The sequence below is a fragment of the Candidatus Hydrogenedentota bacterium genome (assembly GCA_016791475.1).
GTDB lineage: Bacteria > Hydrogenedentota > Hydrogenedentia > Hydrogenedentales > JAEUWI01 > JAEUWI01.
In genome coordinates, this window is sequence record JAEUWI010000001.1 from 129,057 (window position 1) to 154,456 (window position 25,400).

Here is a 25,400-nt window from a genome sequence, read left to right on the forward strand (position 1 = left end):
CCCCTGTATCAGACTTCGCGTCGGTTTGTAAGGTTCGCCCCCCGATCCGAGGATAGGGGGGCGTTCTTATTGGTCCAGTCGATCAAGCGGCGCTCGCGGTTCCCGAGCCCGTCGCCAGCTCCATGATGCGCTCCTGTGTGGCCGACGCTCTGGGGACTTCACCGGCGATTCGGCCTTCATGCATCACCAGGATGCGGTCGCACATGCCCAGGATCTCCGGCAGCTCGCTGGAGATGACCAGAACGGCCACCCCCTGGCGCACCAGTTCGTTCATCAGTTTGTAGATTTCCACTTTCGCGCCCACGTCAATGCCGCGGGTCGGCTCATCGAATATGAGCACACGGGACTTGGTGAACAGCCATTTGGCCAGAACGACCTTCTGCTGGTTTCCGCCGGAAAGATTTTGCACCATCTGCCCCGAGCCCGGGGTCTTGATGCGCAGCTCGTCGATGTAGCCCTGGGTGACGCTTCGCTCCCGGCCTCGGTTCATCAGAAAGCGCCCCGAAAGCGCCTTCAGATTGGCCAGCGTCGTATTCTCGGCCACGGACATTCCCAGCACGAGGCCCTGATTCTTGCGGTCCTCCGTCAGCAGGCCGATGCCGTGCTGGATCGCGTCCCGAGGGCTGCCGATCACCACGGCCTCCCCGTTCAGCGATATCTGCCCCGCGTCGATGGCGTCGGCGCCAAAAATCGCCCGTGCTACTTCGGTGCGGCCGGCGCCCACCAGCCCCGTGAGGCCTACGATCTCGCCGGTGTGCAGCGAAAAGCTCACATCCGAGAAGGCTCCCATGCGGCAGAGACCTTCCACCCGCAGCCGTTCCCCGCCCCTCGAAAAGATTTCCTTGGGAAACTCTTCCGTGAGCTCGCGGCCCACCATCATTTTGATGATGCTTTCGCGGGTGAGGTCGCACAGTTCGCTCGTGTTGATGTGCTCGCCGTCCCGCATGATCGTGGCCCGATTGCCCACCTCGAAGACTTCTTCCAGTCGGTGGGAGATATAGACCAGCGCAATGCCCTGCTGCTTCAATGATTTGATGAGGGCAAACAGGGCCTCCAGCTCGTGGTCGGTCAGCGTGGCCGAGGGCTCGTCCATCACGATGATTCTCGCGTTGACCGAGAGGGCCTTGGCGATCTCCACCATCTGCTGTTGCGCAATGCTCAACTCGTGCACGGGCCGCCGCACATCCATCGTCACGCGGATCCGCTCCAGCACCGCCTCCGCATCCCGGTACATCCGCTTCCAGTCCACGATCGGCGTGCGGCCCCGGCGGGGCTCCCGCCCGAGAAAGATGTTCTCCGCCACGCTCAAGTAGGGGCTGAGATTGAATTCCTGATAAATCATGCTGATGCCGAGTTCCCGCGCGTGGAGCGGCGACTCAATGATAACGGGCTCGCCGTCGATCAGGATCTCACCCTCGTCCAGGGGCTGTGCGCCCGCCAGAATCTTCATCAGGGTCGATTTTCCCGCGCCGTTCTCGCCCAGCAGACAGTGGACCTCCGCGGGACGCAGAGAAAGGTTGGCGCCCTTCAGCGCGGTCACGCCGGGGAACCGTTTGGTAACCCCACGCATTTCAAGAATGTACTCGCCCATGATCTCTCCTGACGGGTTGCTCATTGCCTTGAAGTATAGCGCAGTGTCGGGAATGAACCAAAGCGGGGAAGCTTGCCGGGAGCGCCGGGCCGTATGGGTCCCGGAGTCATTGAAAGTTAAAAGACCCCTGCTGCGCCCATACGGCCCATCCCGCTCCCCGCCTGGGAAGGGGGATTCACATTGAAGGGGCTGCGCCGTCCTTTTCACGCAAGCGTTTGAGCTGATGCTTGGCAAAAACCAGGTAAATCAGAAAGAAGACCCCACCCGCAATCTTCGGAACCAGACCGTCGCGGTCCGACACAATCGGATGGCCTATCGGCAGCCGGGTCAAGGTCTCGGTGAACGTGGGGATCATGTGAAACAGGAAGGTAATCGAATAGCCCAGCATTTCCACCTTGCGCGACGCCCCGCCGAAGACCCGTGTCTTGCCTGCGAGCGCGGCGAGCCCCAGGACAAGCAGGGTGACGACGCCGAGCATGTGCGCCTCGTTGAAGCCGCCGTGGCGGAAGATGCCGAAGCCGGTCAGGCAGGCCCCGACCGTTGCGGCGACATAGACCGTTCCCCAGAAACGGCTCGGGTGGATGTCGCCGTGGCGGGTCAATTCGACGATGCCCGCCGCCACGGCGATGAGACTGATGATGGTATGGATGAGCCCGAAGGGCGAGAGTTGGAGGGTTTCCAGCATCGGTCACGCCTTAATAAAAGCCAGCAGGTCGCCGTTGAAATCGACTTCACCCGTCTGAGCCAGGCCGTGGGACGCGCCGGTATACACCTTCAGTGTCGCGTTCGGGATCAATTTCGCCGAGAGCAATGCGGAAGCCCCAATGGGCACAATCTGGTCGTCGTCGCCGTGGGCGATGAGCGTGGGCACGTCAAACTTCTTCAAATCCTCCGTAAAATCGGTCGCGGAGAATGCCGCGATGCAGTCGTAGGCCGGCTTGACGCCCACCTGCATACTCCACATCCAGAAGGAATCGCGAATGCCCTGCGAGATCTTCGCCCCGGGCCGATTGTAGCCGTAGAAGGGCGTGGTGAGGTCTTTGTAGAACTGGGAGCGGTCCGCCAGCACGCCCGCGCGGATGCCGTCAAACACGTCAATCGGCAGACCGCCGGGATTGGCCTCGGTCTGGAGCATGATGGGGGGGACCGCGCCCAGCAACACGGCCTTGGCCACGCGCCCGGTGCCATGGCGGCCAATGTAGCGCGCCACTTCGCCGCCGCCCGTTGAATGGCCCACGTGGATGGCGTCTTTCAGGTCGAGGGCCGCCACAAGTTTCGCAAGATCGTCCGCGTAGGTGTTCATCTCGTTGCCCTCCCAGGTCTGGGTGGAGCGACCATGACCCCGACGGTCGTGGGCGATGACGCGGTAGCCATGATTCGCCAGGAACATCATCTGCTCGTCCCACACATCGGCGTTGAGGGGCCAACCGTGGGAGAAGACGACGGGCTGGCCGCTGCCCCAGTCCTTGTAGAAGATTTCGACGGGTTTGCCTTTTTCCTGGCCTACGGTGACAGTGCTGGTCATGGGGTGGGTCCTCTTCGCGCCCGCAGGCGCCTGGGTTGGTTTACGACACACGGAAAACCGGGCGGGCGAATAGGACGAGGTGCCAGGCGCTGCTGCACGCCTGAGATGCTGCCGATTATTCGCCGCCTGTACTACTGAAAACCCCGACGTAGTCAAGTTTAGCGTAAATGGGGGCGTAGGTAAAAGGGAGCGAGCTTGCTAGCGCATCTATAGGACCGATAAGTCCGATTGGACCGATTGTAGAAACCAATTCGTCCTATCCGTCGAATCGGTCGTATCCTGCCATCGGGCTACCGCACCACTTGATTGGACCAGATTGCCCAGTAGATGGGCGCGTCGCTGGGTTCCTTCTCGGCGTACTCGTTCACGATGCCGGCCATGCAGAAGTTGTCGATGGGCACATCGAGCGCAAGTCGGTGAAGGTCGCCCGTGCGGAAGCGGGTGACGTTGCCGCCGATTTCGCCGGAGCGCTCGTCCGCCGCTTCGGCGCGATTCTTGAGTGGATTGTACTGGCCCACGAAGATCGTGCCGCTGGCCTCGCCCCGGTGGACCTGGACGATTTCATATTTCATCACGTAGGCGTAGTCATAGATGTCGTTCGGCGGGAAGGCGCCGGGAATATCCACCAGTTTCGCGGTGACCTCGATAGTGCCCATGGCGGTGACCTTCGGGTCGGCGCCGTCGGTGGGGGCAGGCCCGCCGCAACCGGCCAGCAAAAGGAGCAAAGATGCAAAGGGCGTAAGGGACAGAAAGGACGTGCTGCGAAGGCGACAGATCATGGTTGGGCTATTTCCGTATAGGTCCAGTTGGGTTCCCAGCCGGCGGGCAGGGCAAGTACAGGGGCGGTCCTCGCATCGGGGTGGAGCTCGCGCAGTTCGGCGCTCTCGCCGCCAATGGCGGGCGAATCCGCGAGTCGCATGAGAAACATGGGTGCGCCTTCCTTCTCAGAACCGCCTCCATCGGCCACGGATTTGGTGAAGAGCACATAGGCACCATCGGGCGAGACCTCGCCGCCGTAAATGTGGAAACCGTCTTCGCCATAGACGAGCTGTTGTCCCGTTCCGTCGGCGTTGGCCATCCAGAGCTGGGTAACGCCGTAACCCTCCAGCGCCTTCTGCTTGTCCGGGCGCGAGGAATAAATCATGCGGGTGGAGTCGGCGAACCAGTTCGGGGTGCAGCTCTGGAAGACATGCACCGGGTTAACCTCGCCCGTTTCCGCGTTCATGCGCACCACGTTCCATGCGGCGTTCTTCACATTGCCCGTTCCGCAAAACCACTTGCCATCGGGGGAGGGGAAGAGCTGCTGGTAGATGCCGTTGCGCGGTATCTCGCGAACCGTCTCGCCGGTGGTGGCGTCAACAATCCGTATGCCCTGGCGATAGAGACAGGAGAGCTGCTTGCCGTCGGGCATCCACGCGGCCCACGGCAGCTCGCCCTCGGCGCCGACCACGCGGGGCTCGGTGCCGTCCGCATTTGCGATGACCAGTTCCCCGGAAAAGCCCCACTTGTCGTGATCGATCTTCGTCCCCTTCGCCAGCCGGCGGTAGAGGAGTTGGGTGCCGTCGGGCGAGAAGCGTGGCGCCGCCTCCTCGTGAAGGCGGGTATCGGTCAGCTTGCGCACATTGGAGCCATCGGGACGCATGGCGAAAAGGTCCCAGGTCTTCGTGTCCGAACGCGCGCCGTAGGCAATCCAGCCTTTGGCCGCGACTTCAGCCTTCAGAGCGTCTGTGGCCTCGTCGGCGGGAGTGGGGGCGATAGCTGCGACCATCGCAAGCGTCACTAGCACGCAACTCGGGACAAATGTCGATGGAGATCTCATTGCGGGGCACTCCCGTTCTGTGGGCTTGTACTGGTTGACCACGATGCGAAGGCAGACGCCCTTCGGCCAGGCAATAGCCTACACCCTTGCCATGGGACGTTCAAGATTGAGGCGTCTCTGCGCATGGGAAGTATCTGAAAACGATCGAAGGCTAAGCCACGTTGGTCGCCCATGTCCAAGACACGGTTCCTATGCACGCTCGAGTCACGGCTCCATCGCCCGCGCTTCCACGTTGGCAATGTCAATCGTCGGGGCCGCGCGGGTGATCATGTCGAAGCCGAGTCCCGTGTAGTGGCCGGGCGTGATCTTGATAGCCGAAACATCCGGCAGGGTTATGGGCACCTCAAAGCGCTGCCAGGTTGTCGTCAGGTTGCAGATAGCCTTAGGATTCGGAGGGCCCTGGGCCACCGCCACCACGCCCGGCTCGCCGGAAGACTCGAAGAGCTGGTAACCTTCACCTTTTGTTGGGTTTGTCGGGTCGTAGCTGTGCCACATAATCGGCACGATGGGAAGGGTCGCTTCAGGGTTGTCCGATACGATGCGGGCGTAAAAAGACAGGCGCACGGTCTTTCCCGAGAAGAGGCGGACATCCTGCAGCCCGAAATACTCCAGAAAGGTGCCCCGAAAGGCATCGGTGTGCTGCGTCTCCCCCGAACTTGGCGGGGCGGTCCAGGCAATACGCAGGTGGCGTTTCGGACTGCCCGGTACTTCCGTCTGACCTTCGGGGAACGCGACCACGTCATAGGTCGCCGTCGCGCCCACACCGGGCCCGCCATACCAATGGGTGAAGAATTGCGCACGGTCCACGCCCACGGTCGTGGTGGTCAGGCCCTTGCCCGTGTAGGTGGGCCAGTCGCTGAAATCGCCATTGACGACGGCGTTGTCGCCTAGCGCGGAAACAAGAAGCAGGAGACAGATGAAATTCATGGTCATGGTTCCAAGTTCAAGGACTTAAGGGACGGAAAAGACGTAAGTGACAAGGCCAGTTCGATTTTACTGGTTTTTCGGCCAGGTGTTCGACCAGCAGCTTCGCGGTCGTTCTCCAAGAGTCCTTTAAGTCTTTCTTGTCCCTTAAGTCCTTTTCGTCCCTTAAGTCCTTCAACCCCCCATCTTGACACCTCGGCACCCGTTTTTCCACAATAGCCCGAGAGCAGTTCAGGATTCTCAACCACCGTAACGCGGGGGCCACCTACACCATGTTAGCGCGCGTACAATCGGCAGCCGTGCTCGGCATCGACGCCTTTACCGTGGCGATCGAGGTGGACAACACCGGTGGCCAGCAGAACCAGACTTGGATCGTGGGTCTGCCCGACGCGGCGGTTAAAGAGAGCGACAGCCGTGTGCGGAGCGCTCTGCGCAATTCAGGGTTCCGCTATCCCAGGGGCTACAACACCATTAACCTCGCACCCGCCGGAACACGCAAGGAAGGCAGCGCGCTGGATTTGCCCATCGCCCTCGGTCTCCTGGCCGCCAGCGCCCAGATTGGGGGTAACGCCTTCAACGAGTATGCCTTTGTGGGCGAACTCGCGCTGGACGGCTCCTTGCGACCCGTGGCGGGCGCCCTGGCCATGGCCATCAACGCGCGAAATCAGGGCCTGCGCGGTATCGTGCTGCCCGCCATGAATGCCGATGAGGCGGGCGTCGTCCAGGGCTGCGAGGTGATTCCCGTGCGCTCGCTGGAGCAGGCCACGGCCTTTCTGGCGGGCGACGAAGAAATCCTTCCCCACGTTACCGAGGTGGATGAACTCTTTCACACCGCCCACCTGCGCGTGCCCGACTTGAGCGAAGTAAAGGGCCAGGGCCATGTGAAGCGCGCGCTCACCGTGGCCGCCGCGGGAGCGCACAATATCTTTATGTTGTAAACGGTTTACCCCATCCACTCCGACCCGTTGGAGCGATGGATATGACCTACAAGACGCGACACGACAACCCCACAGCCCCACACGCCCAAACCCTGCGCTCACCATTGGGCGGTACCGTGTTTTACGGCCCCTCCCCATACCCACAGACCAGCCGTCGCGCAAATCGCGGTGTAGGGCGCCCTAGAGGCTCGGCTCCCGTCAAGGGCTGTGGACCAGTTTGGGGGGCTGTCGCATGATTTGTAAACGCCGAGACAAACGTAAACGCGCACCAGAGGACCTAGAGCCTGAGCAACCAGAAGCGGACCCAACCGAATATCTGACTAAGGCATCAACCCGACATCGACGCCAGCCGTTCGATGCCGTGATTCTCTACTACCGCGTATCGACCGGCAATCAACACCGCAATAACAACTACGCTTGGCAGGAGCGGTGTCTTCGGCGATACTGCAACGACTCTCGAATCGGCATTCTCGATGAGGTCTACGAAGCCGTCAATGGTAATGGTGTGACGGTCGATGCACGACCCGAACTGGCACAAGCCGTCGACCTCGCAAAAGCACACTCGGTCCCGATTTTGGCGGCCGCCACGGACCGCTTTCTCCGACCCAAGGGGTTCAACAAGTACGACCAGTCGGCACAGCCCAGCGTTGCAGACTTCGAGGCACTTGTAGCCTTCGCCCCGGTACCCTTGCTCACGTTCGTCGCACCGGACAGTAAATGGAAGGATGTGAAGTCCCTTCAAAAAGTCGAGTCGGCCGGATGCAAACATCGGCAAAAACCGATGCGGCGACGCAAGCGCAAGGACATGCTGACTGGCGTGATTCGAGAGCTTGCGCGGTGTGGCCTTTCGTGTCGAGAGATAGCCGACGAACTCGTGGCCCGAGAGCTGCCAAAGGTCTCGCACAAGACGATATGGGAGTGGCTGAATGAGCCAACGTAATCACTGTTACTTTTTGTTAGCTTACACCCCCATGCGTAAGCCCTCGCCACCTGCGAAACATCCGCAAAATCGAGGGGTTCCGCTTTCCTAGAGCCGGAGCCAACAGCCAGCCATTAACCTAACGCAAATCGCAAAATCGTAACGCACAACGCACAACCACAGGAGTGCACCTTATGTCGACCCCACAATTCACAGACAAAGCCAGAGCAGCATTTATCCTCCTCCTCGAAGAGTACGCAGCCAATCACGTCGACCCACCCGGCTTTGACGATGGCCAAGAGCAGTGGGACCACTTGAAGGCAGACCCCGACGCACTCGACCGGCAGATTGCATACATCATGAATGACGTATACGATATAGTCTATACTGAAATCGAGTTAGCCAACGATAAGAGACTCGAACAGGAGCGAGCCGAACGGGACAGGCTCATATGGGAGCAATACGAAAAGCAGAGAGCGCAGCTTCGCGGCGAGAGTGGTGCGTAGCGTGTTGGCAAGAGACGGAGGGCGGGCGACCCTTATCATATGTTCGCCTCCGATGAACCGGGATACCCATGGACAAGAAGACGAAGAAGAAGACACTAAACCGCAGTCTGCACGCCGCCAAGGCTTCGAAGCAGGATGAGTTCTACACCCAGCTTTCCGACATCGAGAAGGAACTCAAGCACTACAAGCATCATTTCAAGGGCAAGACCGTCCTGTGCAACTGCGATGACCCCAAGGCCAGCAACTTCTTTCACTACTTCTCGCGGAAGTTCGACGACCTCAAGCTCAAGAAGCTAATCACCACCTGCTACCAAAGCCTAGACCCCGAGTTATTTAGCAAGAACGACTCCAAGAAAGGGGTCTATTTGGAGTATGAAGGCGAGCGTACGCCCGGTGGCCGCGTCCCCACCCCCGGCCGTATCGGCATCCATCATTTCAAAGGCGATGGTGACTTCCGCAGCGATGAGTGCATCGAGCTACTGAAGCAAGCAGACATCGTTGTCACGAATCCGCCGTTCTCGCTGTTTCGAGAGTACGTAACACAGCTAGTCGAGCATAAGAAGAATTTTATTGTCTTGGCGAATCAGAACTCTCTGTCGACCAAGGACGTGTTCGGACTTGTCCGAGATGACAAGCTCTGGCTGGGTTACAACAATGGCGACATGGCATTCAGAGTCCCTGACCACTACGAGGCAAGAGCGACGCGTTTTTGGGTTGATGAGAGCGGTAACAAGTGGAGAAGCTTCGGCACCATGTGCTGGCTCACCAATCTTGACATAGCCAAACGACACGAAGATTTGATTCTCTACAAGACTTATGACCCGGAAGTGTACCCGACATATGACAACTTCGATGCTATCGACGTCAGTAAAGTCGATAGCATTCCAGTCGACTACTTTGGCACGATGGGGGTGCCCGGTGGGTTTCTCACCAAACATAACCCCGACCAGTTCGAGATTGTTGGGATTACGAAGACGTGGTGCGGCATGGCTTCGAAGAAGTATCCAAAGCAGATTCAGGTTGATGCTGACGGCACCAAAAGTGAGGTAACTAAGTTGAACGACGGTGCGGCGCTCAAATGGCCAACCCGCCCGACTGGTAAGACATACTACATCGTCGACGGGGAATACTTTACCCAGACTTATCCACGCCTTCTAATTCGGCGCAAGGAGCATCAATGAAGATCGAACTCCACAAAATCACGGTCGCCGAACTTTGCGACGGCTTTATAGATACCGACGAAGAAGGCGTGAGGGCTTTTGGAGGCAAGCTCGATATTCGACCGCCATATCAGCGAGAGTTCATCTACAAGGACAAGCAGCGCAACGCCGTGATAGACACTGCGCAGAAAGACTTCCCGCTGAACGTGATGTATTGGGCGGTTCGGGAGGACGGCAACTATGAAGTCATCGACGGGCAGCAGCGCACCCTGTCAATCTGCCAGTACGTCAACGGGGACTACTCCGTCGATCGCCTGTATTTTGGCAATCTGAAAAAGGACCAACGGCAACAGCTTCTCGATTACGTCTGCATGATTTACTTCTGCTCCGGCACCGACAGTGAAAAGCTAGAATGGTTCAAGACGATTAACATTGCCGGTGAGGAACTCACCGACCAGGAACTCAGGAACGCGGTCTATGCCGGGCCATGGACCACCGATGCCAAACGCTATTTCAGCAAGACAGGCTGTGCGGCATATGGCCTCGCCGGAGAATACCTAAATGGCGCGCCAATTCGACAGGAATACCTTGAGACAGCAATCGAGTGGCATGCCCAATTAAAGGGGTTGGCATCAATCGAGGAATACATGGGGCAGCACCAACACGACGAGAACGCTACGCCGCTTTGGCAGTACTTCCAGCGAGTGATAGGGTGGGTGAAAGCCACATTTCCAAAGTACCGCAAAGAGATGAAGGGCGTGCAGTGGGGTCCGCTCTATAACCAGTTTAAGGACGCCACGCTTGACACAGACAAACTGGAGAAGCGGGTCGCGGAATTGATGGAGGATATTGATGTCACGCGCAAACCAGGAATTTATCAGTATGTGTTGAATGGTAATGAAAAGCACCTGAACGTCCGTGCGTTCACCCCACAAATGAAGCGGGAAGCCTACGAGCGCCAGAAGGGTATCTGCCCTGTATTCAAGAAGCACTTCGAGCTTGAGGAAATGGAAGCTGACCACATCACACCATGGCACGAGGGCGGGAAGACTACCGCGGAGAATTGCCAGATGCTGTGCAAAGAAGCCAACAGAAGGAAGTCAGGGAAATAGAGGGCACCTGACCAACGCCTCCATACGCCACGCCACGCCCCGCCGACTGCCTACCAAAGCGAGCCTGATTTGCAGGAAATGATTACCACCCCGCCATCGCCCCCACTCACGACCACGACGATACGCCCGCCCCACAGCCCCGTCCTGTAAAGACCCAATCCGGACCCAATCCAACACCCCAGCCCCTTGGAAACATGGGGCTTTTTTCATGCGCCCAAGTGTAAGCCCCCGTTTGTAATTCGGGCTTTACACCATCGACTGTGAGACTGTAGCATTGTGTGTACTAGGTTACTGATACACCAAACACCTACTCAACACAGGAGACCAGACAATGAGCACCAAGACCGAGAAGAAGACGACCGAGAAGAAGACCACTACTGAGAAGCCCGCAGCGAAAGCCGCCACGAAGCCCGCAGCGACGCCCGAAGTAAAAGCCCCCACGAAGCCCGAAGCGAAGAAGCCCGCGAAGCCCAAGGCCGAACGGGACCGCTTTGGCTCACGCCCCACAACGGAGAGCGGCCAAATCAACGCTGCGATGACCACCAAGCCCCAAACGATTGAGGCCATCGCCAGCGCGACCAAGCTGAGCACGAGCCGAGTACGCAATCACATGAAGTGGCTCATGGACCGGGAGCACGTGACCAAGACCGAAGAAGGCTACAAGGTAGCCAAGTGACGCCTCTGTGGGGCGACTTTGGCTACAGACCGTGTTGTGTGTAGGAGAGGAGCCCTAAAACTTGACAGCGACCAATGGTGAGGCTACCAGCCCCAACCAAACGCGACGCCCTACGGGATACCGTGGGGCGTTGGTCGTAGATAGGGAGAAAATCAAATGCTCGAACAAAAACAGTGCCCAGCGTTCTTAATCGAATACGACCGCCGAGGGCAACGGGTCCTCAAAGAGTTTGACGACTATTACATCGGTCGCCGGTTCTACATTGCGAAGTGGAATGCAGGTCGAAACCCCAAGGTCGTGAACCCCGCCAAGCGGGAGAAGGAGCAATCGTGATGCCCAAGCACATCGCCATCTACCTCAGAGTATCAAGCCGACAGCAGGATACGAAGAGCCAGAAGCCCGACCTCGAACGATGGGCGGAAGCCCAGGACGAGCCAATCAAATGGTACGAAGACACCGCCACCGGAAAGAACATGAACCGGCCCGGATGGAAGCAACTCGAAGACGCGATGCGAACCGGCAAGGTATCAGCCATCGTGGTATGGCGGTTGGACCGGTTGGGGCGGACAGTGAGCGGTTTGTCTACCCTGTTCGATGAACTCACCGAACGCAAAATCAATCTTGTCACCATCATGGATGGTATCAATCTCTCAACCGCAGCCGGACGAATGATGGCGAACGTTATCGCCAGCGTCGCACAGTACGAAACGGAGATGCGGGGGGAACGTGTGGCCGCAGGCCAAGCGGTGGCGAAAGCCAAGGGGGTGCGATGGGGAGGATGGACAGAGAAGCACAAGGCCAAAGTATCCCAACGAAAGGCCGACCTCATCATCAAGATGAAGAAGGACAAGGTCCCCATCGCCGAAATAGCTCGCGAGTTGGGGCTATCACGCCCCACCATCTACAAGGTGCTCGAACAGAAGCAAGAAGTGTAAACAATCTCTCTTGTGAATCATTTTTGACGATGCTATAAGTACACGCATTACAGCAGCGATAGCTAGTAAGGTGTGACAATGACACAGCGACCATCAACACGAGAAGAGCGGAGGGCGAAGACCCCCGCAACGCTCCCGGAGCGATTTGAACCGAGGTTCTGGGAGACGACCGACCAGCGACAGGGGGTGGTGAAGGAGATACGCCGACGGCTCGAAGCACTGCGAGACGATGCAGGCGTGGACCGCGTCCAAAAGGAGATGCTGGTACGTCGGGCAATCTTTATCAGTATCCAACTCGAAACGATGGAAGTGCAGAGCGTCGAAGGCGGGGAGTTTCAGGCAGGCGTATACACGCAGATGACGAATGCCCTGTCGGGGCTTCTCAGTAAGCTCGGCTTGGAGCAGCAGACAACCAAGAAGGTGGTCAACCTCCATGAGTACGTGAACGGGGGTGACAAGTGAACATCATCGAGGCAATCAAAGACGAGAACCTGTTTCGACCCTTTTTGGGCGAGGACCTCGAATCGTGGAAGCCGTGGTTGACCGCCTTACGAGCGATGTATGGATTGCCAATCAAGGCGAGCCAGAGCAAGCGCCTAGTCCGCCAGTGTACCGGACGTGATGTATCAACGATGCCCCAAGACGGTTTCGATACCGCCTTGTTCTTAACGGGCCGACGCAGCGGCAAGAGCCGCATCGCAGCGGTAATCGGGGCATACGAAGCCGCCATCGCCGGGCACGAAAAGAAGCTCGCCAAAGGCGAACGCGGGATTGTGCCCATCATCGCCCCAACGAAGTCACAGGCACGTATCGTAACCAACTACCTCAAGGGCGTGTTCGCAACACCAATGCTTGCCCGCGAGGTGGAGAGCGAAACCCGAGAAGGGTTTGAGCTTCGCAACGGCACGATGATTGAAATACTCGCGGGCGACTGGCGGACCATCCGGGGCTATACCTTGCTGGCGGCAATCGTTGACGAGGCGTGCTTTTTCGGTATCAGCGAGGAGAGCCGCATCCGAAGCGATACGGAACTGGTCCGGGCAATCGCTCCATCGCTTGCCACAGTAGGCGGGAAGCTGATAGCCATCTCGTCTCCGTATGCCCGCAAGGGATGGGCTCATAACCAATACAAGATGCACCACGGCAACGACACTGGCGAAACGCTAGTGTGGAACTGCCCAAGCCGAACAATGAATTCCACCTTGCCCCAACGAATCGTTGACCGGGCACTCGCGGAGGACCTGGCATCCGCCAAGAGCGAGTACCTGGGCGAATGGCGCGACGACGTGGCTTCGTTTATCCCACGGCAGGTGATTGAGGAACTTGTGGTGCCGGGCCGGGACCGCCTCAGCCACAACCACGAGAATAGATACTTCGCCTTCGTTGATATGTCGGGTGGTCGAAGCGATGACGCTGCCCTAGCGATAGCTCACAAGGAAGGTCGAACCGTTGTCATTGACCTCGCGAAGCGCTGGGCGCCGCCCTTCAATCCGCACCACGTTATTTCGGCGATGGCTGAAGAACTCAAGGCATACGGCCTTCGACGGGTCATAGGTGACAACTACGCAGCCGAGTTCACCGCCAGCGCCTTCGTTGAGAACGGCATCCGATATCGCAAGAGCGACAAGAACAAAAACATCATCTACGCGGAGTTGTTGCCCCGGCTCTGCTCAGGTGACATCGAACTACTTGACGACGAGCGATTGGTATCCCAACTCGCATCACTTGAACGACGAACCCGCAGTGGAGGCCGAGACGTTATCGACCACCCGCCCGGGGGACACGATGACCTTGCAAACGCAGTTGCGGGTGTGGCGGTGGTCGCCGCAGCCGGATACCGAGTGGCCGGCGCACTCCAATAACCCAACGAAAGGAAAACATAATGAACCCCACGCAAGCGATAAATGAGTTTGACGCCCGACACGGAGGAACAAGCGTCGCCGTGCAGTCAACCAACGGTAACTGGCTGTTGTATCCCGACGGTGCCCGCCGCGAGACGAACCCATACGGGAGGCTCATAAGCCCGCCATCAGCCGAGATGTTGCAGTTGTATCCGTATAACGGCAACCAAGACCGGCTCGACCTCGACGCTATTGAGCGCCGGATTGACTACTGGGATGCCAAGGTCCACCACCTCGTTAAGGCCCACGAACAGCTCCGCAATTCGATGATGGGCAATGACTACTCCGATGACCAACTGAAAGAACTTGAGCGGCTCTCGGATGCCGTGAAAGTTGCCCGGCAGGCGTTGGACGAACTCAAGGACGAACGGTCTGAGAATCCGGCTGTGAAGGAATTTGAAGCCCGGAAGGAAGTCGAGGCCGAGCGTCAACAGCGTATCAAAGATAAGGCCGCAGCACTCAACAAAATGAAGGTATGACTATGAACACGTATGTATCCAACCACACCAACCTGTCCTTGAAGAAAGCTGGTGTTCGGGCCAGCTTCGGCGTTCAAACCAACGCACGCACCGCACCTCTCGAAGGCCGAACCCATTATGTCCTGCCGGTCACGATGCTCGTGGTTGGGGTGCATAACGGGAGCCAAGGCCCCATCACCTACACCGCCGACGAACTGCGGGCATCAGCCAAACTATGGAACGGGAGGCCCGTTGTGGTCTATCACCCGCAACTGAACGGACAGGGCGTAAGTGCCGCTGACCCGGACATCACCAGCCGCCAGCGGATTGGGACCGTCTTCAACACCCAGTTCGACGGACACCGACTGAAAGCCGAAGCGTGGATTGATGCAGAACGTGTCGGACAGGTCGATGAACGGGTAGCCGATGCCATCCGCCTCAATCAGAAGATGGAGGTAAGCACGGGCCTCTACTTTGCCCTCGATGGTGAGATTGCCCGAAACCACCAACCCGACCACCTCGCCATCCTGCCCGACCTGATTGGGGCGTGCAGTGTGGCGGACGGATGCGGATTATTTCAAACCAACCAAGAGGAAGTCACAATGAACCAGCACGATGAAGATGTATTGCCAATGCCCACGATGGGCTATGCCCACGAAATGGTACCGACCGTCAACAACGGCGGAGGTGACCGGGACGACAACTTGCTGCCGCTGCCCGCGATGAACTATCAAAGCCCCTGCGATTGCAGCCCGGTAGCGAACGCCGACGATGATATCTTACACTTGCCCAGCATGGATGGGCACGTTGCCTAATCCTTTCGTGGAGGGCGACCCGGCGCGGATTGATCCCCGCGCCGTGTGGCTAGCCGACCGGCCCGGTCGCCCTCTCCTTTACACCACGGTTGGCAGAAAGAAGGTCGGCTATGACAATGAAAGTACCACGAGGACGACCCAAACCGAGGGTCTACTCATACATCCGCTTCTCAACCCCAGAGCAAGAGAAGGGAGACTCCCTGCGTCGGCAGAGAGAGTGGCGAGACAACTACGTCAACGCGAATGGCTATCACCTCGACACGAGTTTCAAGCTTCTCGACAAAGGTCGTAGTGCGTTCAAGGGGGAGCACCTTCGCGGCAAGGGGACACTCGGAATATTTCTCGACGCGGTGAAAAGTGGCATGGTGCCGTCGGGGAGCATCTTGCTCGTTGAGAGCATCGACCGGCTAACACGACTGGAGCCAATAGAGGCTATCGAGATGGTCTGCTTTGGACTGCTAAAGCATGGCATCACGGTAAAGACGACTGTTGCCGAGTACCCGCCCGATGCGGTGAATGATGGTCGAATACATGGCTTGATTGCTGAGATACAACGGGCATATCAGGAATCCAAACGCAAGAGCGAGTTGATTGGTGCGGCCCGAGAGACGGCCCGCCAGAAGGCTCGTGACGAGAAGAAGATTATCACAGCCCAATGCCCCGCATGGCTCACGAAAGAGGGTGACAAGTTCGTAGTAATCCCCGAGGCGGAGGAAGCAATACGCCGCCTCTTTGACCTCAAGCTCAAGGGGCTATCAACGCGCGCCATAGAGCGCAAGCTAAACGAAGAAGGGACTTGGACGGCACCGCCGAGGGAGAATCAGATAACGACGGGTTGGCGTGCCAGCTATATCACGAAGATAGTCCGCAACCGAGCGGTAATCGGTGAGTACCAACCATTCAAAAAAGTGAACGGCAAGCGGGAACCGAAAGGCGAAGCCATCAAAGGGTACTACCCGATTGTGGTTGAGCCGCCGTGCTTCTTTGCCGTACAGGAGATACTATCCCGCAATCAGGGCACTGGCGGACGGGCGGACCAGTTCAGCAATATTTTCAAGAGCATGATGATTTGTAAGTATTGCGGTGGCCCAATGAGTTTTGACAACAAGGGCGAACGTACCAAGGGGGGCCTCCGGTTCGTTTGCTACAACGGGCAACGGAACGCCGGGTGTCGCCACCCGAGCCCTTACGCGATTCGATTCGATGACATCGCGGACTGTGTACTGGACAACTGCCCGAAGCTGAAACCGGAACAGGTATTGCCCGAACCGGATGAGCAGGCGAAGCGATGCCAAGCACTCACCGAGCATATCCAAGGGTTGAATGCTCAGCTTACGGATATCGAACGGAAGCAGAAGAACCTCCTTAAATCGATTGCGAAAGAGGACCGTGATGCCCTCCGAAAGGCCCTAGCTGATGAATGGGACTCCATGCAGCAACAGCACGCTGACATTGAACACGCCATCGCCGAGCGCGAAAGCGAACTACAGCAAGCCGAACGTGACACCAAATCATTTGCGACTTGGCAACGCGACCTCAAACAGTTGCGAGAGAGCATCGAAGGCCGAGACCAAACGGCCATCGAAATGCGTATGCGGCTCAACGCCCATCTGCGGGAACTGATAAAGAGCATCGAAGTGTTCGCCGAGGGGTACGCGAAAGGCACAGAGAAGACGGACGACAACACGCTGCCCAAGCGGGGGCGGACGGTGAAGGATAACGGACGGCTCCGATACATCCCGGCACCGATACCGACCGAGGATGACTTCTACGACGCGATGATGGCTCAAGCCGACGATGACCTGTGGCGCGACAAGATGTTCAGGGGCTTCATTAAACAAATCGCCGAACAGCGACGGACCAAGAAGGGTCGGTTTGTACGCGTTCACTTCACGACCGGGGCTGTGGTAGACTTAGTTCCAGAGGGTAGCTTGGCATCCGGAGTGCAGATGACGAAGGATGCCAGACGCCAAGCCGGTTGGCGTTTTGTGAACCCGAAGCTTGACCGAATGTGGCGAGACTGGAAGACAGAATACAACAAGAAGGCGGCGAAGAAGCGGTAGGGGTAAACTGTACTCAACATATTGATGGTCGGCCCGCCCGGCACCGGCAAGACCATGCTGGCCTCCCGCATTCCCGGCATCCTCCCGCCCATGAGCTTCGACGAGTCCCTGGAGACCACGCGGGTCTACAGCGTGTGCCCCGTGGAGACAAGGAAGGAATCGCTCATCGTCACGAGGCCCTTCCGGAGTCCCCACCACACCTCCACCACGGTTTCCATTGCGGGCGGCGGCCAGCATGCCCACCCCGGCGAGGTGAGTCTGGCGCACAACGGCGTGCTCTTTCTCGATGAGCTGCCCGAGTTCAATCGCGCCGCGCTGGAGGTGTTGCGCCAGCCCCTCGAAGAGGGACTCGTCCACATCCGCCGCGCGAACTATTCCGTAACCTATCCGAGCCGCTTCATGCTGGTGGTGGCGATGAACCCCTGCCCCTGCGGTTGCCGCACCGACCCGCGCAGGCAGTGCCGCTGCAGCACGAACGACGTGCAGCGCTACATCGGAAGGCTCTCGGGACCGTTGCTCGATCGCATCGATATCCATGTGGACGTACCCGCGCTAAGCTTCGACGATCTGACCGACAGCCGGATCAGCGGACCCACGACGGAGGAAGTGCGAGCGCAGGTCCTCGCCGCCCGCGAGCGCCAGCGCGCCCGGTGCAACGGCACAACGCGCTACAACGCCCACCTCGACAGCAAGACCCTGCGCCACTATTGCAAGCTCAACGATGCGAGCAAGACCCTCCTGGAGCGGGCCCTCAATGCCCTCGGCCTGAGCGCCCGCGCCTACGATAAAATCCTCCGCATCGCCCGCACCCTCGCGGACCTGGAAGACAAGGACGACATTACAGAACACCACGTTGCGGAGGCCGTGCAATACCGGAGCCTGGACAAGTCGGTGCTATAGGGACCGGCGCGGAATTGCGAAGCCAACTCATTCTCCGGCGTGTCCGCGTCAGTCCCTGCACGTACTATTCATACTCGCCGCCCGATCCCACCTTGAAGGCCGTGCCGATTCCGAGGGCAAAGAATAAGAGGTCCATCGGTCCGAGGGAGCCGATAAACACTTCGCTCATCGGTATCCCGTCTGCGAGCAGCGCCTCGGACTCCGCATTTGCCTCGGCCTGCCACGTCTCGAAGGTGGGAGGCGCGGTGCTCCACTCCCGAAGCATGGGCACTTGGAATTCTTTGAAGTCGTCGACCTCCCCCTGACCCACTTCGGGGGCCGTCGCCGCTTCGGTGTAGCCATGAGAGACCATGAAGGCCGGGTATTCCGCTTCGGACCCGAGCGCGGCAAAATCGGCGGCGTCGGCTTTCAATTCGTTGTAATATTCTTCAGAGAAGCTCGTGTCGGCGATTTGGGTCAGTTCCTGGTTCACGAAGTGATGAATGACCATGTATTTCCCGCTGAGAATCGCGACGGCCGCCAGCAGGGCGCAGACGATGCCTGAGGTCTTTCCCCGGCCTTCCAGGGCATAGGCGCCATAGCCCACCGCGCCGCCCACGCCCCAGGCGATCCATCCAATTTCATAGCCTGTCGAAACGGCGATTACCGCCCAAACGATTGCGCCCACAATGGCTCCCGCTACCGCACCAAGAATTGCATTGATTTCCACGCGATTTCTCCCTGTTTCCGGTTGAATACCAGGAATACAGCGCCCGGGGGAACGAGTGATGCCCCTGTTACTGCCGCCATGCCCTGCTTCATAAATTCCAATGAGCAGCATACTACGACAGCGCGCGAAGATTTTCAAGGAGAAATATCGGGTCCTGTCCGCGTCAATCCCTCGGTTGCCAGGGCACGGCCCCGGCGCGGTTGATGTGCTCGCGGAGAGCGGTAAAGAGTTCGCGGTGCATCTCGTGGTCTTCGGGCAGCGGGGTGGTCTCCGCCGGATCTTCGGCGAGGTTGTAGAGCCGCAGCGGCTCAAAGGGACCGTTCTGCAGCAACTTCCAGGGGCCGCGCCGGATGGCGTGGTAGTCCCGGCCGCCGTAGGGGCCGCCTTCGCGGCGTACCCAGATAAGGGTGCGGTCGGGATCGACCGTGCCCGCGCCGGTGAGCGTGGGGAGGAGGCTGAGGCCGTCGATGTTGCGGTCAAATGGCAGCCCGGCGAGGTCGCAGAGGGTGGGGTAGAGGTCCATGGTCATCGCGGGGGAGTCGCAGCGCTGTCCTGACGCGATTTTTTCGGGCCAGACCGCGCACATCGGCGATTTGATGCCACCTTCAAGCATGTCCTGCTTGCCGCCGTTGAGCGCACCGCTCGTGCCGCCCGCGCGGAGGTCGCCACCATTGTCGGAGCAGAAGAGAATCAAGGTTTGCTCATACTGACCTGTATCTTTCAGCGTCTGCACCACGCGGCCAATGCCGTCGTCCATGTGTTCGATGAGCGCGGCGAGTTTCGCCCGTTGCTCGGGCAGGGCGGGGTCACGCGTCTGCACTTTCCGGAACCAATCCTCCGGCGGCTCGATGGGCGAGTGGGGCGCGTTGTAGGCGAGGTAGAGGAAGAAGGGCGCTTCTTCGACCTGCTGTTTCTGAACGTAATCCACGGACCACTGGGTGAAGAGATCGGTGGCGTGGCCTTCGGCTTCGATTGCCTCGGCATTGTGGCGCAGGTAATTGATGCCGTGACGCCGGTGGGTGTAGTAGTCGTCCATCATATCGCCGAGGAAACCGTGGAAGAGGTCGAAGCCGCGCTCATTCGGCGTATTGGGCGATTCCAGGCCGAGGTGCCACTTGCCCACCAGGGCCGTGTGGTAGCCGCCGCGACGCAGCACGGCGGGGAGCAGGTCGATGTCTTCGCGCAGGTGGCCCCAACTGTTCTCGCGGTGGGTGCGAATGACGCCGGGCACCCCCGCGAGGTCCGGATAGCGCCCGCTGAGCAGGGCCGCGCGCGTGGGCGAGCACACGGGGCTGTTCGCGTAGAAATTGTCGAAGCGCATGCCCGCGCTCATCAGCGCATCAATGTGGGGCGTCTGAATATCCGCCGCACCCATGCAGGAAAGGTCGCCGTAGCCCAGATCGTCCGCGAGAATAACGAGGATGTTTGGCTGTCCCTGGCGCACATCGGCGGGTCGCGCTTCGGCGGGTAGCGCACCGAGCGCGAGGGCACTCGCGGTGGCTTTCAAGAAGGCGCGTCGGTTCTGAAACATGGTAGAGTCTCTCCGGTTGGCTTGTGTCATGGACACGGCGTGCGGCATGCTACGGGCCTGCCATGGTGAGCGGCGCAGCCCGCGAAAATCAAGTGCGTGATAGGACGGGCAGGTCTGATAGGACCGATGACAGTAAACGGTCCTATCGGACTTATTCGTCCTATTCAAGGGAGAAGGGAGTTCCCAAAAATGTACCGAATCGTCTTGCTCTCGCTGGCGCTTCTCCTGGCAGCGCTCTCGGCAAAGGCTGCGCCGAAAAACATCGTGCTCTATGTCACCGACGACCAGGGCAGCACCGACGCCGGCTGCTACGGAAACCCGGTTATCAAGACACCCGGCCTGGACACCCTTGCGGCGTCGGGCACGCGCTTCACCCGGGCCTTCTGCACCACGCCATCGTGCAGTGCGAGCCGTTCGGTGATTCTCACCGGTCTGCTGAACCATGCCAACGGCCAGTACGGCCACGAGCACGACTATCATCACTTTCGAACTTTCGAGACGGTCAAGAGCCTGCCGAACCGCCTGAACGAAGCGGGCTACCGGACCATCTCCCTCGGCAAGCTCCATGTGGGCCCGCCGGAGGCCTATGATTTCGCGTCGTGGGGCGTCGATTTCATGGATGAGAAGAAGAGCATCCTGCCGGGGGACTTGGCGGCGGCCGCCGAGGCCTTTATCCTGGCCGACGATTCACAGCCCTTCTTCATGTACTTCTGCACCGTGGAGCCGCACCGGCCCTTCAAGCGGGAAACGGCCGATGCGGTCAACCCGAAAGATGTGATCGTGCCGTCCTTCCTGCCGGACAACGCCGCGACGCGCGAGGAGCTTGCGGCTTACTACGCCTCCGTGCAGCAGGCGGACAGCGGCCTTGTGCGGCTTATCCAGTCGTTGAAGGACACGGGCCACTGGGAAGACACGCTCATCATTTATGTTTCCGACAACGGCATGGCCTTTCCCGGCGCGAAGACCAACTGCTACGAGCCGGGGGTGCGCCTGCCCTGCGTGGTGCGCAATCCCGAGGCCGCGCGGGAGGGCGTGGTGACCGATGCCATGATCACGTGGGCCGACATCACGCCGACGATTCTGGATTATGCCGGTATCGCGACGAAGCCCGAGGAATTCCACGGGCGTTCTTTTCTCTCCGTGCTGGAGCAGGAATCGCCCGAAGGGTGGGACAGCGTGTTTCTGAGCCATACCTTTCACGAAGTGACCATGTACTACCCCGTGCGGGTGTTGCGCGACGAACGCTACAAGCTCATGTGGAACATGGCCAGCGGCCTGTCTTTTCCCTTCGCCTCCGACTTGTGGGAATCCAAAACCTGGCAATATCTCGTATTGACCAACGCCACCCACTTCGCGAAGCGTCCAGTTCATGACTATCTCCACCGCGCGCCATTTGAGTTATACGACCTCGAGCAGGACCCGGACGAGCTCCATAACCTCGCGGACATACCGGTCTATCAGGAGCGCCTCGCGGAAATGAAGGCCCGGCTGAAGGCGCACCAGGAACGGACCAACGACCCCTGGATTCTGAAGTGGGAGCACGAATAAGATGCGAATCTGGATACTACCGTTCATCGGTCTCTTCGTTGTCAGCGGCTGCGGCGAAGCGCCCAAGCCGATTGCGCCACCTTCGGCCCGTCCGAATATCGTCCTGATTGTCATGGACACCCTCCGAGCGGACCGTATCGATGCCCGGCGCAAAGGTAAGCCTGTCATGCCATTTCTATCGCGGATGGCGGAGGAGGGCGACAACTATCGCAATGCCATCAGTCCCAGCAGTTGGACCAAACCCGCATTGGCCTCGGTGCTGACCGGCGTCTACTCCAACCGTCATGGCGTGCGGCATAGTGCGCGGATTGAGGATCCGGAGCATCCCACGAGCGACGTGCTGGGTGATTCGTGGACAACCCTCGCCGAGTGGCTGGTCGCGCAGGGCTACACGCCCTGGGCTTTTCAGACGAACGCCAATCTGACAAGGGCCCTCGGATTTGCCCAGGGCTATGAGGAGCGCCAGTACCGCTTCAGCAACGGCGCGCCCGCCAGCGAGGTGACCCGTGCCGCGCTGGAATCGTTCCCCCAGCTTCCCGCGCCCTTCTTCCTTTACGCTCACTATATGGACCCCCACGCGCCTTACCGTCCGGTGCCGGAGCTTGCGGAGGCCCTGGGTGCGGAGCCTGTGATGAGCGACGAAGACCGGGCGATTCTGGACGATGATGGGCGTTTCATGGACTACTATCTGGATCAGGTAAAGACGGCCATAGGACTACAGAGTGCTCACACCCTGCCCGATCTCGGCAAGGGGGCCAAAGAAGCGGTGCGTCACCGATATGATCTGGAGTGCCTGGCCATGGATCGGGCCATCGAGGAACTGGTCACGGCGGTCCGGGAGAAGCACCCCGATACCGTATTTGTGTTTCTCTCCGATCATGGCGAAGAGTTCTGGGAGCGGGGCGGCATGGGCCACGGCGTCACCCTTTTTCAGGAGCAGGTGCGCGTGCCTCTGATTGTCGTTGACGGCCAGGCGCCGGGAAATGTCCACGAAGGAATGACAAGCACCATGGCGATCCTGCCCTGGCTGGCGAAGCGCCTGGGTGTTCCTCCCCTCGAATCATGGAGTCAGTTGGACAACGGGGCGGTGTTCTCCGAGACGTGGGGGCCCTGGCCCTCGTTGGGCGTGCACCAGTCGGCGGTTTTCAGCGAAGGCCACAGTTTCATTAGGAATCATGGAGCCAACAAGAGCGAACTCTTCGGCCTTGAGCGCGATCCCGAAGAATGGGCGGACGTGTCGGTAAGTGATCCGGCGCGGGCCCTCTCCATGGGCGCAATGCTCAATTCCTATCTTGCGGAGTCCGTTGCGAGCGAAAGCGCCACCGTACCGTTGGCTCCCGAGGACGTTGAGGTGCTTGAAGCGATTGGCTACGGCGACTCGGGGCACTGAGGGCGCGATCGTACGAAAATGTGCGGCATCCAAAGGGCGTACCGGACCATTTTCGGCGATCCGGCCCCGATCCATTGGGTATTCGGGGTGCCGTGTCCGGGCAAAGTGGCGGGGGCTCAACAAAATTGTACGCGGCCTCCTTGCTTCGCATTATTTGTACAAATTTGGACCCGACATAGGATGTTTTCGGGCCCTGGGAACGCTTTGAAGGGCCTCTTTGATGGGTAAGTCATTGTAGTGTAGGCAGTTAGATGGATGGGTTTGTTCTTGGCATGGGAATGGCTTTAGGTAATCTGTTGACAGTTAAACAGCAGCCCAAGAGCCTCCATGAAGGAACAGAAAGGTCCGAAATGAGCCCGCTAATGCCCGAAGCCATCCGCACACAGTCCCCGATCAAAGCCTGGTATCTTGCCACCTTTCGCGGCAAGAAGGTGTTCACCACCATCTGCCAGCCGACCCTGTGCATCTTCGGCGTTATCCTCTATCAGTATAGCTGGGTCCTGGTCAGCACGGAGCAACCCGCATCCGTGATGGCAGCCTTCTAAGTTTTTTATGCGCAAGAAGAGGTCCGGAAACGCACCCCGGCCTGCAAGACAGTCGAGTGCCTTCGGCACATGCCGTTCTGCCCCAAGTCAGACGGATTAAGGCACACCCCCCACCATGGTGCGCAGCGCGGCCCACACCACCGCGCTGCGCACCCCCTCCTTTTTTCCAGTGGCCCGCGGGTGGTGGAATGAGCTTGCCTCCACCGCAACGAACCTGCTTCAATACGGCAGGAGCCGCCCGGATGAATCCTTATTACGCCTGCCTTCCCGAAGGTGAGTCGCCCTATCTGCTGGAATGCTGGCTGCGCACCCTTCCGCCCGAAGCGCGGGTGGTCCTGCTGCCCTCCGATGTTCACGGCGCTCCGGAGCAAGCCGCCCTTCCCGCCGATCCCCGACTCACCCTTGCGCGGGAATTCGACGCCGTCGCGGCTCGGGACTGCCCCCGGATCCACATCCCGGTATCTCTCGAACGGGTCCCCATGCGGTACCGCGCGGGCGTGTCCCTGCCCGAGGTGTCTTCCCGCTATGCGCTGTTGCCCCCGCTCTGGCGGCGCGGCTTCAGGGAGGCTGTATTTGTGGATCACGGGGGCGCGACGGTCCTGCCCATGCCCCACCTGCTGGACGGCTTCCACCATCGCCATCGGGGCGAACGCTGTTTTGTAGTGGGGAATGGGCCGAGTCTGAACGACATTGATATGACGAAGCTGAAAGGCGAGCTGACCCTGGGTTCGAACCGATGCTTCCTGGGCTATGAGTCGTGGGGCTTCCCCTTCAGTTACTGGGGGGTATACGACAAGTACCAGATAGAGACCTACCACCCGGTTTATGAATCGGCCGTGCCCGCCGACACGGTGAAGTTTTTTCCGGCGGAGTACTGGCCCGTGATGCGCGTGGCGCAAGGATGCCCGGTGAACAGCGCGTGGCCCGATCCCTTCCCCCGCGCTTTTTCAGACTGTCCGTCGCGGGTCTATCGCGGATTCACGGTAACCTTCATGCTGCTGCAGATTGCGGCGATCATGGGCTGCGACCCCATCATCCTTATCGGCGCCGACCATCGCTACGAATTATCGCGGCGGGGCTACTCGCCGATTCTGCGGCGCGCATGGCGCGGTGTGGCGCGGCGCCTGCGCGGCGGGCGGGTCTATGAGACCGCACTTGCCGCGCAACGCGCCTGGACGAAGGGGAGCCGCTCCGGCGATGCGGCGCTCTGGACGACGGCGGACGCCACCCGCGCGACCCACTTCACCTCGGACTACACGGATGGCGGGAAGAACCGCTTCCTGCCGCCGGAGCCCGAAGAAGCGGAGCGGGACTTTGACTGCGCCCGGCGCTGGGCCGAGGGAAGTGGCCGCAGGATTCTGAACGCCACCCCGGGTACGGCGCTGGAGAGCTTTCCCGAGGTGGACTTCGGTCGCCTCTTCTGACCGAAACCTAC

25 protein-coding genes and 1 pseudogene are annotated in these 25,400 nt (G+C 59.5%); 18 read left to right on the forward strand and 8 right to left on the reverse strand.

Annotation, left to right across the window (positions count from 1 at the left end; all coding sequences use genetic code 11):
- Positions 1-82 precede the first annotated feature (82 nt).
- From JNK74_00475 to JNK74_00500, 6 genes are all read right to left on the reverse strand, one after another.
- Positions 83-1,591: a sugar ABC transporter ATP-binding protein gene (locus JNK74_00475; protein ID MBL7644639.1), complete on the reverse strand. Its 1,509-nt coding sequence runs from the start codon at positions 1,589-1,591 to the stop codon at positions 83-85.
- Between the two features lie 175 nt (positions 1,592-1,766).
- Positions 1,767-2,276 (reverse strand): hypothetical protein, encoded by a 510-nt coding sequence (locus tag JNK74_00480; protein ID MBL7644640.1) that lies wholly within the window; start codon positions 2,274-2,276, stop codon positions 1,767-1,769.
- Positions 2,277-2,279: 3 nt separating this feature from the next.
- Positions 2,280-3,116 (reverse strand): alpha/beta hydrolase, encoded by an 837-nt coding sequence (locus JNK74_00485; GenBank protein ID MBL7644641.1) that lies wholly within the window; start codon positions 3,114-3,116, stop codon positions 2,280-2,282.
- 290 nt (positions 3,117-3,406) lie between these two features.
- Positions 3,407-3,895 carry a hypothetical protein gene (locus tag JNK74_00490; GenBank protein MBL7644642.1) on the reverse strand — a complete coding sequence of 163 codons (489 nt, stop codon included), beginning with the start codon at positions 3,893-3,895 and terminating at the stop codon, positions 3,407-3,409.
- On the reverse strand, positions 3,892-4,935 hold the full coding sequence (locus JNK74_00495; GenBank protein ID MBL7644643.1) for a PD40 domain-containing protein: 1,044 nt from the start codon (positions 4,933-4,935) through the stop codon (positions 3,892-3,894). The genes JNK74_00490 and JNK74_00495 overlap by 4 nt, the downstream gene beginning before the upstream one ends.
- A 204-nt stretch (positions 4,936-5,139) precedes the next feature.
- Positions 5,140-5,862, reverse strand: a complete 723-nt coding sequence (locus JNK74_00500) for a hypothetical protein (GenBank protein ID MBL7644644.1) — start codon at positions 5,860-5,862, stop codon at positions 5,140-5,142.
- Positions 5,863-6,131: 269 nt separating this feature from the next.
- On the opposite strand from JNK74_00500, the gene JNK74_00505 reads away from it, so the two are divergent.
- From JNK74_00505 to JNK74_00570, 14 genes and pseudogenes are all read left to right on the forward strand, one after another.
- Positions 6,132-6,797 carry an ATP-binding protein gene (locus tag JNK74_00505; GenBank protein MBL7644645.1) on the forward strand — a complete coding sequence of 222 codons (666 nt, stop codon included), beginning with the start codon at positions 6,132-6,134 and terminating at the stop codon, positions 6,795-6,797.
- A gap of 232 nt (positions 6,798-7,029) precedes the next feature.
- On the forward strand, positions 7,030-7,737 hold the full coding sequence (locus JNK74_00510; protein ID MBL7644646.1) for a recombinase family protein: 708 nt from the start codon (positions 7,030-7,032) through the stop codon (positions 7,735-7,737).
- Between the two features lie 173 nt (positions 7,738-7,910).
- A complete protein-coding gene (locus JNK74_00515) occupies positions 7,911-8,222 on the forward strand; it encodes a hypothetical protein (protein MBL7644647.1) in 312 nt (103 codons plus the stop codon).
- Positions 8,223-8,290: 68 nt separating this feature from the next.
- A complete protein-coding gene (locus JNK74_00520) occupies positions 8,291-9,403 on the forward strand; it encodes an adenine-specific methyltransferase EcoRI family protein (protein ID MBL7644648.1) in 1,113 nt (370 codons plus the stop codon).
- On the forward strand, positions 9,400-10,494 hold the full coding sequence (locus JNK74_00525) for a DUF262 domain-containing protein (GenBank protein ID MBL7644649.1): 1,095 nt from the start codon (positions 9,400-9,402) through the stop codon (positions 10,492-10,494). The genes JNK74_00520 and JNK74_00525 overlap by 4 nt, the downstream gene beginning before the upstream one ends.
- 382 nt (positions 10,495-10,876) lie before the next feature.
- Positions 10,877-10,966, forward strand: a pseudogene (locus JNK74_00530) (poly(3-hydroxyalkanoate) granule-associated protein PhaF).
- A gap of 360 nt (positions 10,967-11,326) precedes the next feature.
- Positions 11,327-11,503, forward strand: a complete 177-nt coding sequence (locus tag JNK74_00535) for a hypothetical protein (protein MBL7644650.1) — start codon at positions 11,327-11,329, stop codon at positions 11,501-11,503.
- A complete protein-coding gene (locus JNK74_00540) occupies positions 11,503-12,105 on the forward strand; it encodes a recombinase family protein (protein ID MBL7644651.1) in 603 nt (200 codons plus the stop codon). The genes JNK74_00535 and JNK74_00540 overlap by 1 nt, the downstream gene beginning before the upstream one ends.
- A gap of 78 nt (positions 12,106-12,183) precedes the next feature.
- On the forward strand, positions 12,184-12,567 hold the full coding sequence (locus JNK74_00545; GenBank protein MBL7644652.1) for a hypothetical protein: 384 nt from the start codon (positions 12,184-12,186) through the stop codon (positions 12,565-12,567).
- On the forward strand, positions 12,564-13,967 hold the full coding sequence (locus JNK74_00550; GenBank protein ID MBL7644653.1) for a hypothetical protein: 1,404 nt from the start codon (positions 12,564-12,566) through the stop codon (positions 13,965-13,967). The genes JNK74_00545 and JNK74_00550 overlap by 4 nt, the downstream gene beginning before the upstream one ends.
- A gap of 20 nt (positions 13,968-13,987) precedes the next feature.
- Positions 13,988-14,485, forward strand: a complete 498-nt coding sequence (locus JNK74_00555; GenBank protein ID MBL7644654.1) for a hypothetical protein — start codon at positions 13,988-13,990, stop codon at positions 14,483-14,485.
- Positions 14,486-14,487: 2 nt separating this feature from the next.
- Positions 14,488-15,279, forward strand: a complete 792-nt coding sequence (locus JNK74_00560) for a hypothetical protein (protein MBL7644655.1) — start codon at positions 14,488-14,490, stop codon at positions 15,277-15,279.
- 110 nt (positions 15,280-15,389) lie between these two features.
- A complete protein-coding gene (locus JNK74_00565; protein ID MBL7644656.1) occupies positions 15,390-17,342 on the forward strand; it encodes a recombinase family protein in 1,953 nt (650 codons plus the stop codon).
- A gap of 24 nt (positions 17,343-17,366) precedes the next feature.
- Positions 17,367-18,242, forward strand: coding sequence for a YifB family Mg chelatase-like AAA ATPase (locus JNK74_00570; GenBank protein MBL7644657.1), 876 nt, complete (start codon positions 17,367-17,369; stop codon positions 18,240-18,242).
- Between the two features lie 64 nt (positions 18,243-18,306).
- On the opposite strand, the gene JNK74_00575 is transcribed toward JNK74_00570, so the two are convergent.
- Positions 18,307-18,951 (reverse strand): hypothetical protein, encoded by a 645-nt coding sequence (locus tag JNK74_00575; GenBank protein MBL7644658.1) that lies wholly within the window; start codon positions 18,949-18,951, stop codon positions 18,307-18,309.
- 163 nt (positions 18,952-19,114) lie between these two features.
- Positions 19,115-20,482, reverse strand: coding sequence for a sulfatase-like hydrolase/transferase (locus tag JNK74_00580; GenBank protein ID MBL7644659.1), 1,368 nt, complete (start codon positions 20,480-20,482; stop codon positions 19,115-19,117).
- 189 nt (positions 20,483-20,671) lie between these two features.
- On the opposite strand from JNK74_00580, the gene JNK74_00585 reads away from it, so the two are divergent.
- The 4 genes from JNK74_00585 (at position 20,672) to JNK74_00600 (ending at position 25,389) form a co-directional block, all read left to right on the forward strand.
- Positions 20,672-22,030 carry a sulfatase gene (locus tag JNK74_00585; protein ID MBL7644660.1) on the forward strand — a complete coding sequence of 453 codons (1,359 nt, stop codon included), beginning with the start codon at positions 20,672-20,674 and terminating at the stop codon, positions 22,028-22,030.
- 1 nt (position 22,031) lies between these two features.
- The gene (locus JNK74_00590) at positions 22,032-23,420 is read left to right on the forward strand and encodes a sulfatase (GenBank protein ID MBL7644661.1); all 1,389 of its coding nucleotides are present in this window, start codon (positions 22,032-22,034) and stop codon (positions 23,418-23,420) included.
- 350 nt (positions 23,421-23,770) lie between these two features.
- A complete protein-coding gene (locus JNK74_00595) occupies positions 23,771-23,965 on the forward strand; it encodes a hypothetical protein (protein MBL7644662.1) in 195 nt (64 codons plus the stop codon).
- 242 nt (positions 23,966-24,207) lie between these two features.
- Entirely contained in the window at positions 24,208-25,389 is a 1,182-nt protein-coding gene (locus JNK74_00600; protein MBL7644663.1) for a hypothetical protein, read from the forward strand.
- The last annotated feature ends 11 nt before the right edge of the window (positions 25,390-25,400 follow it).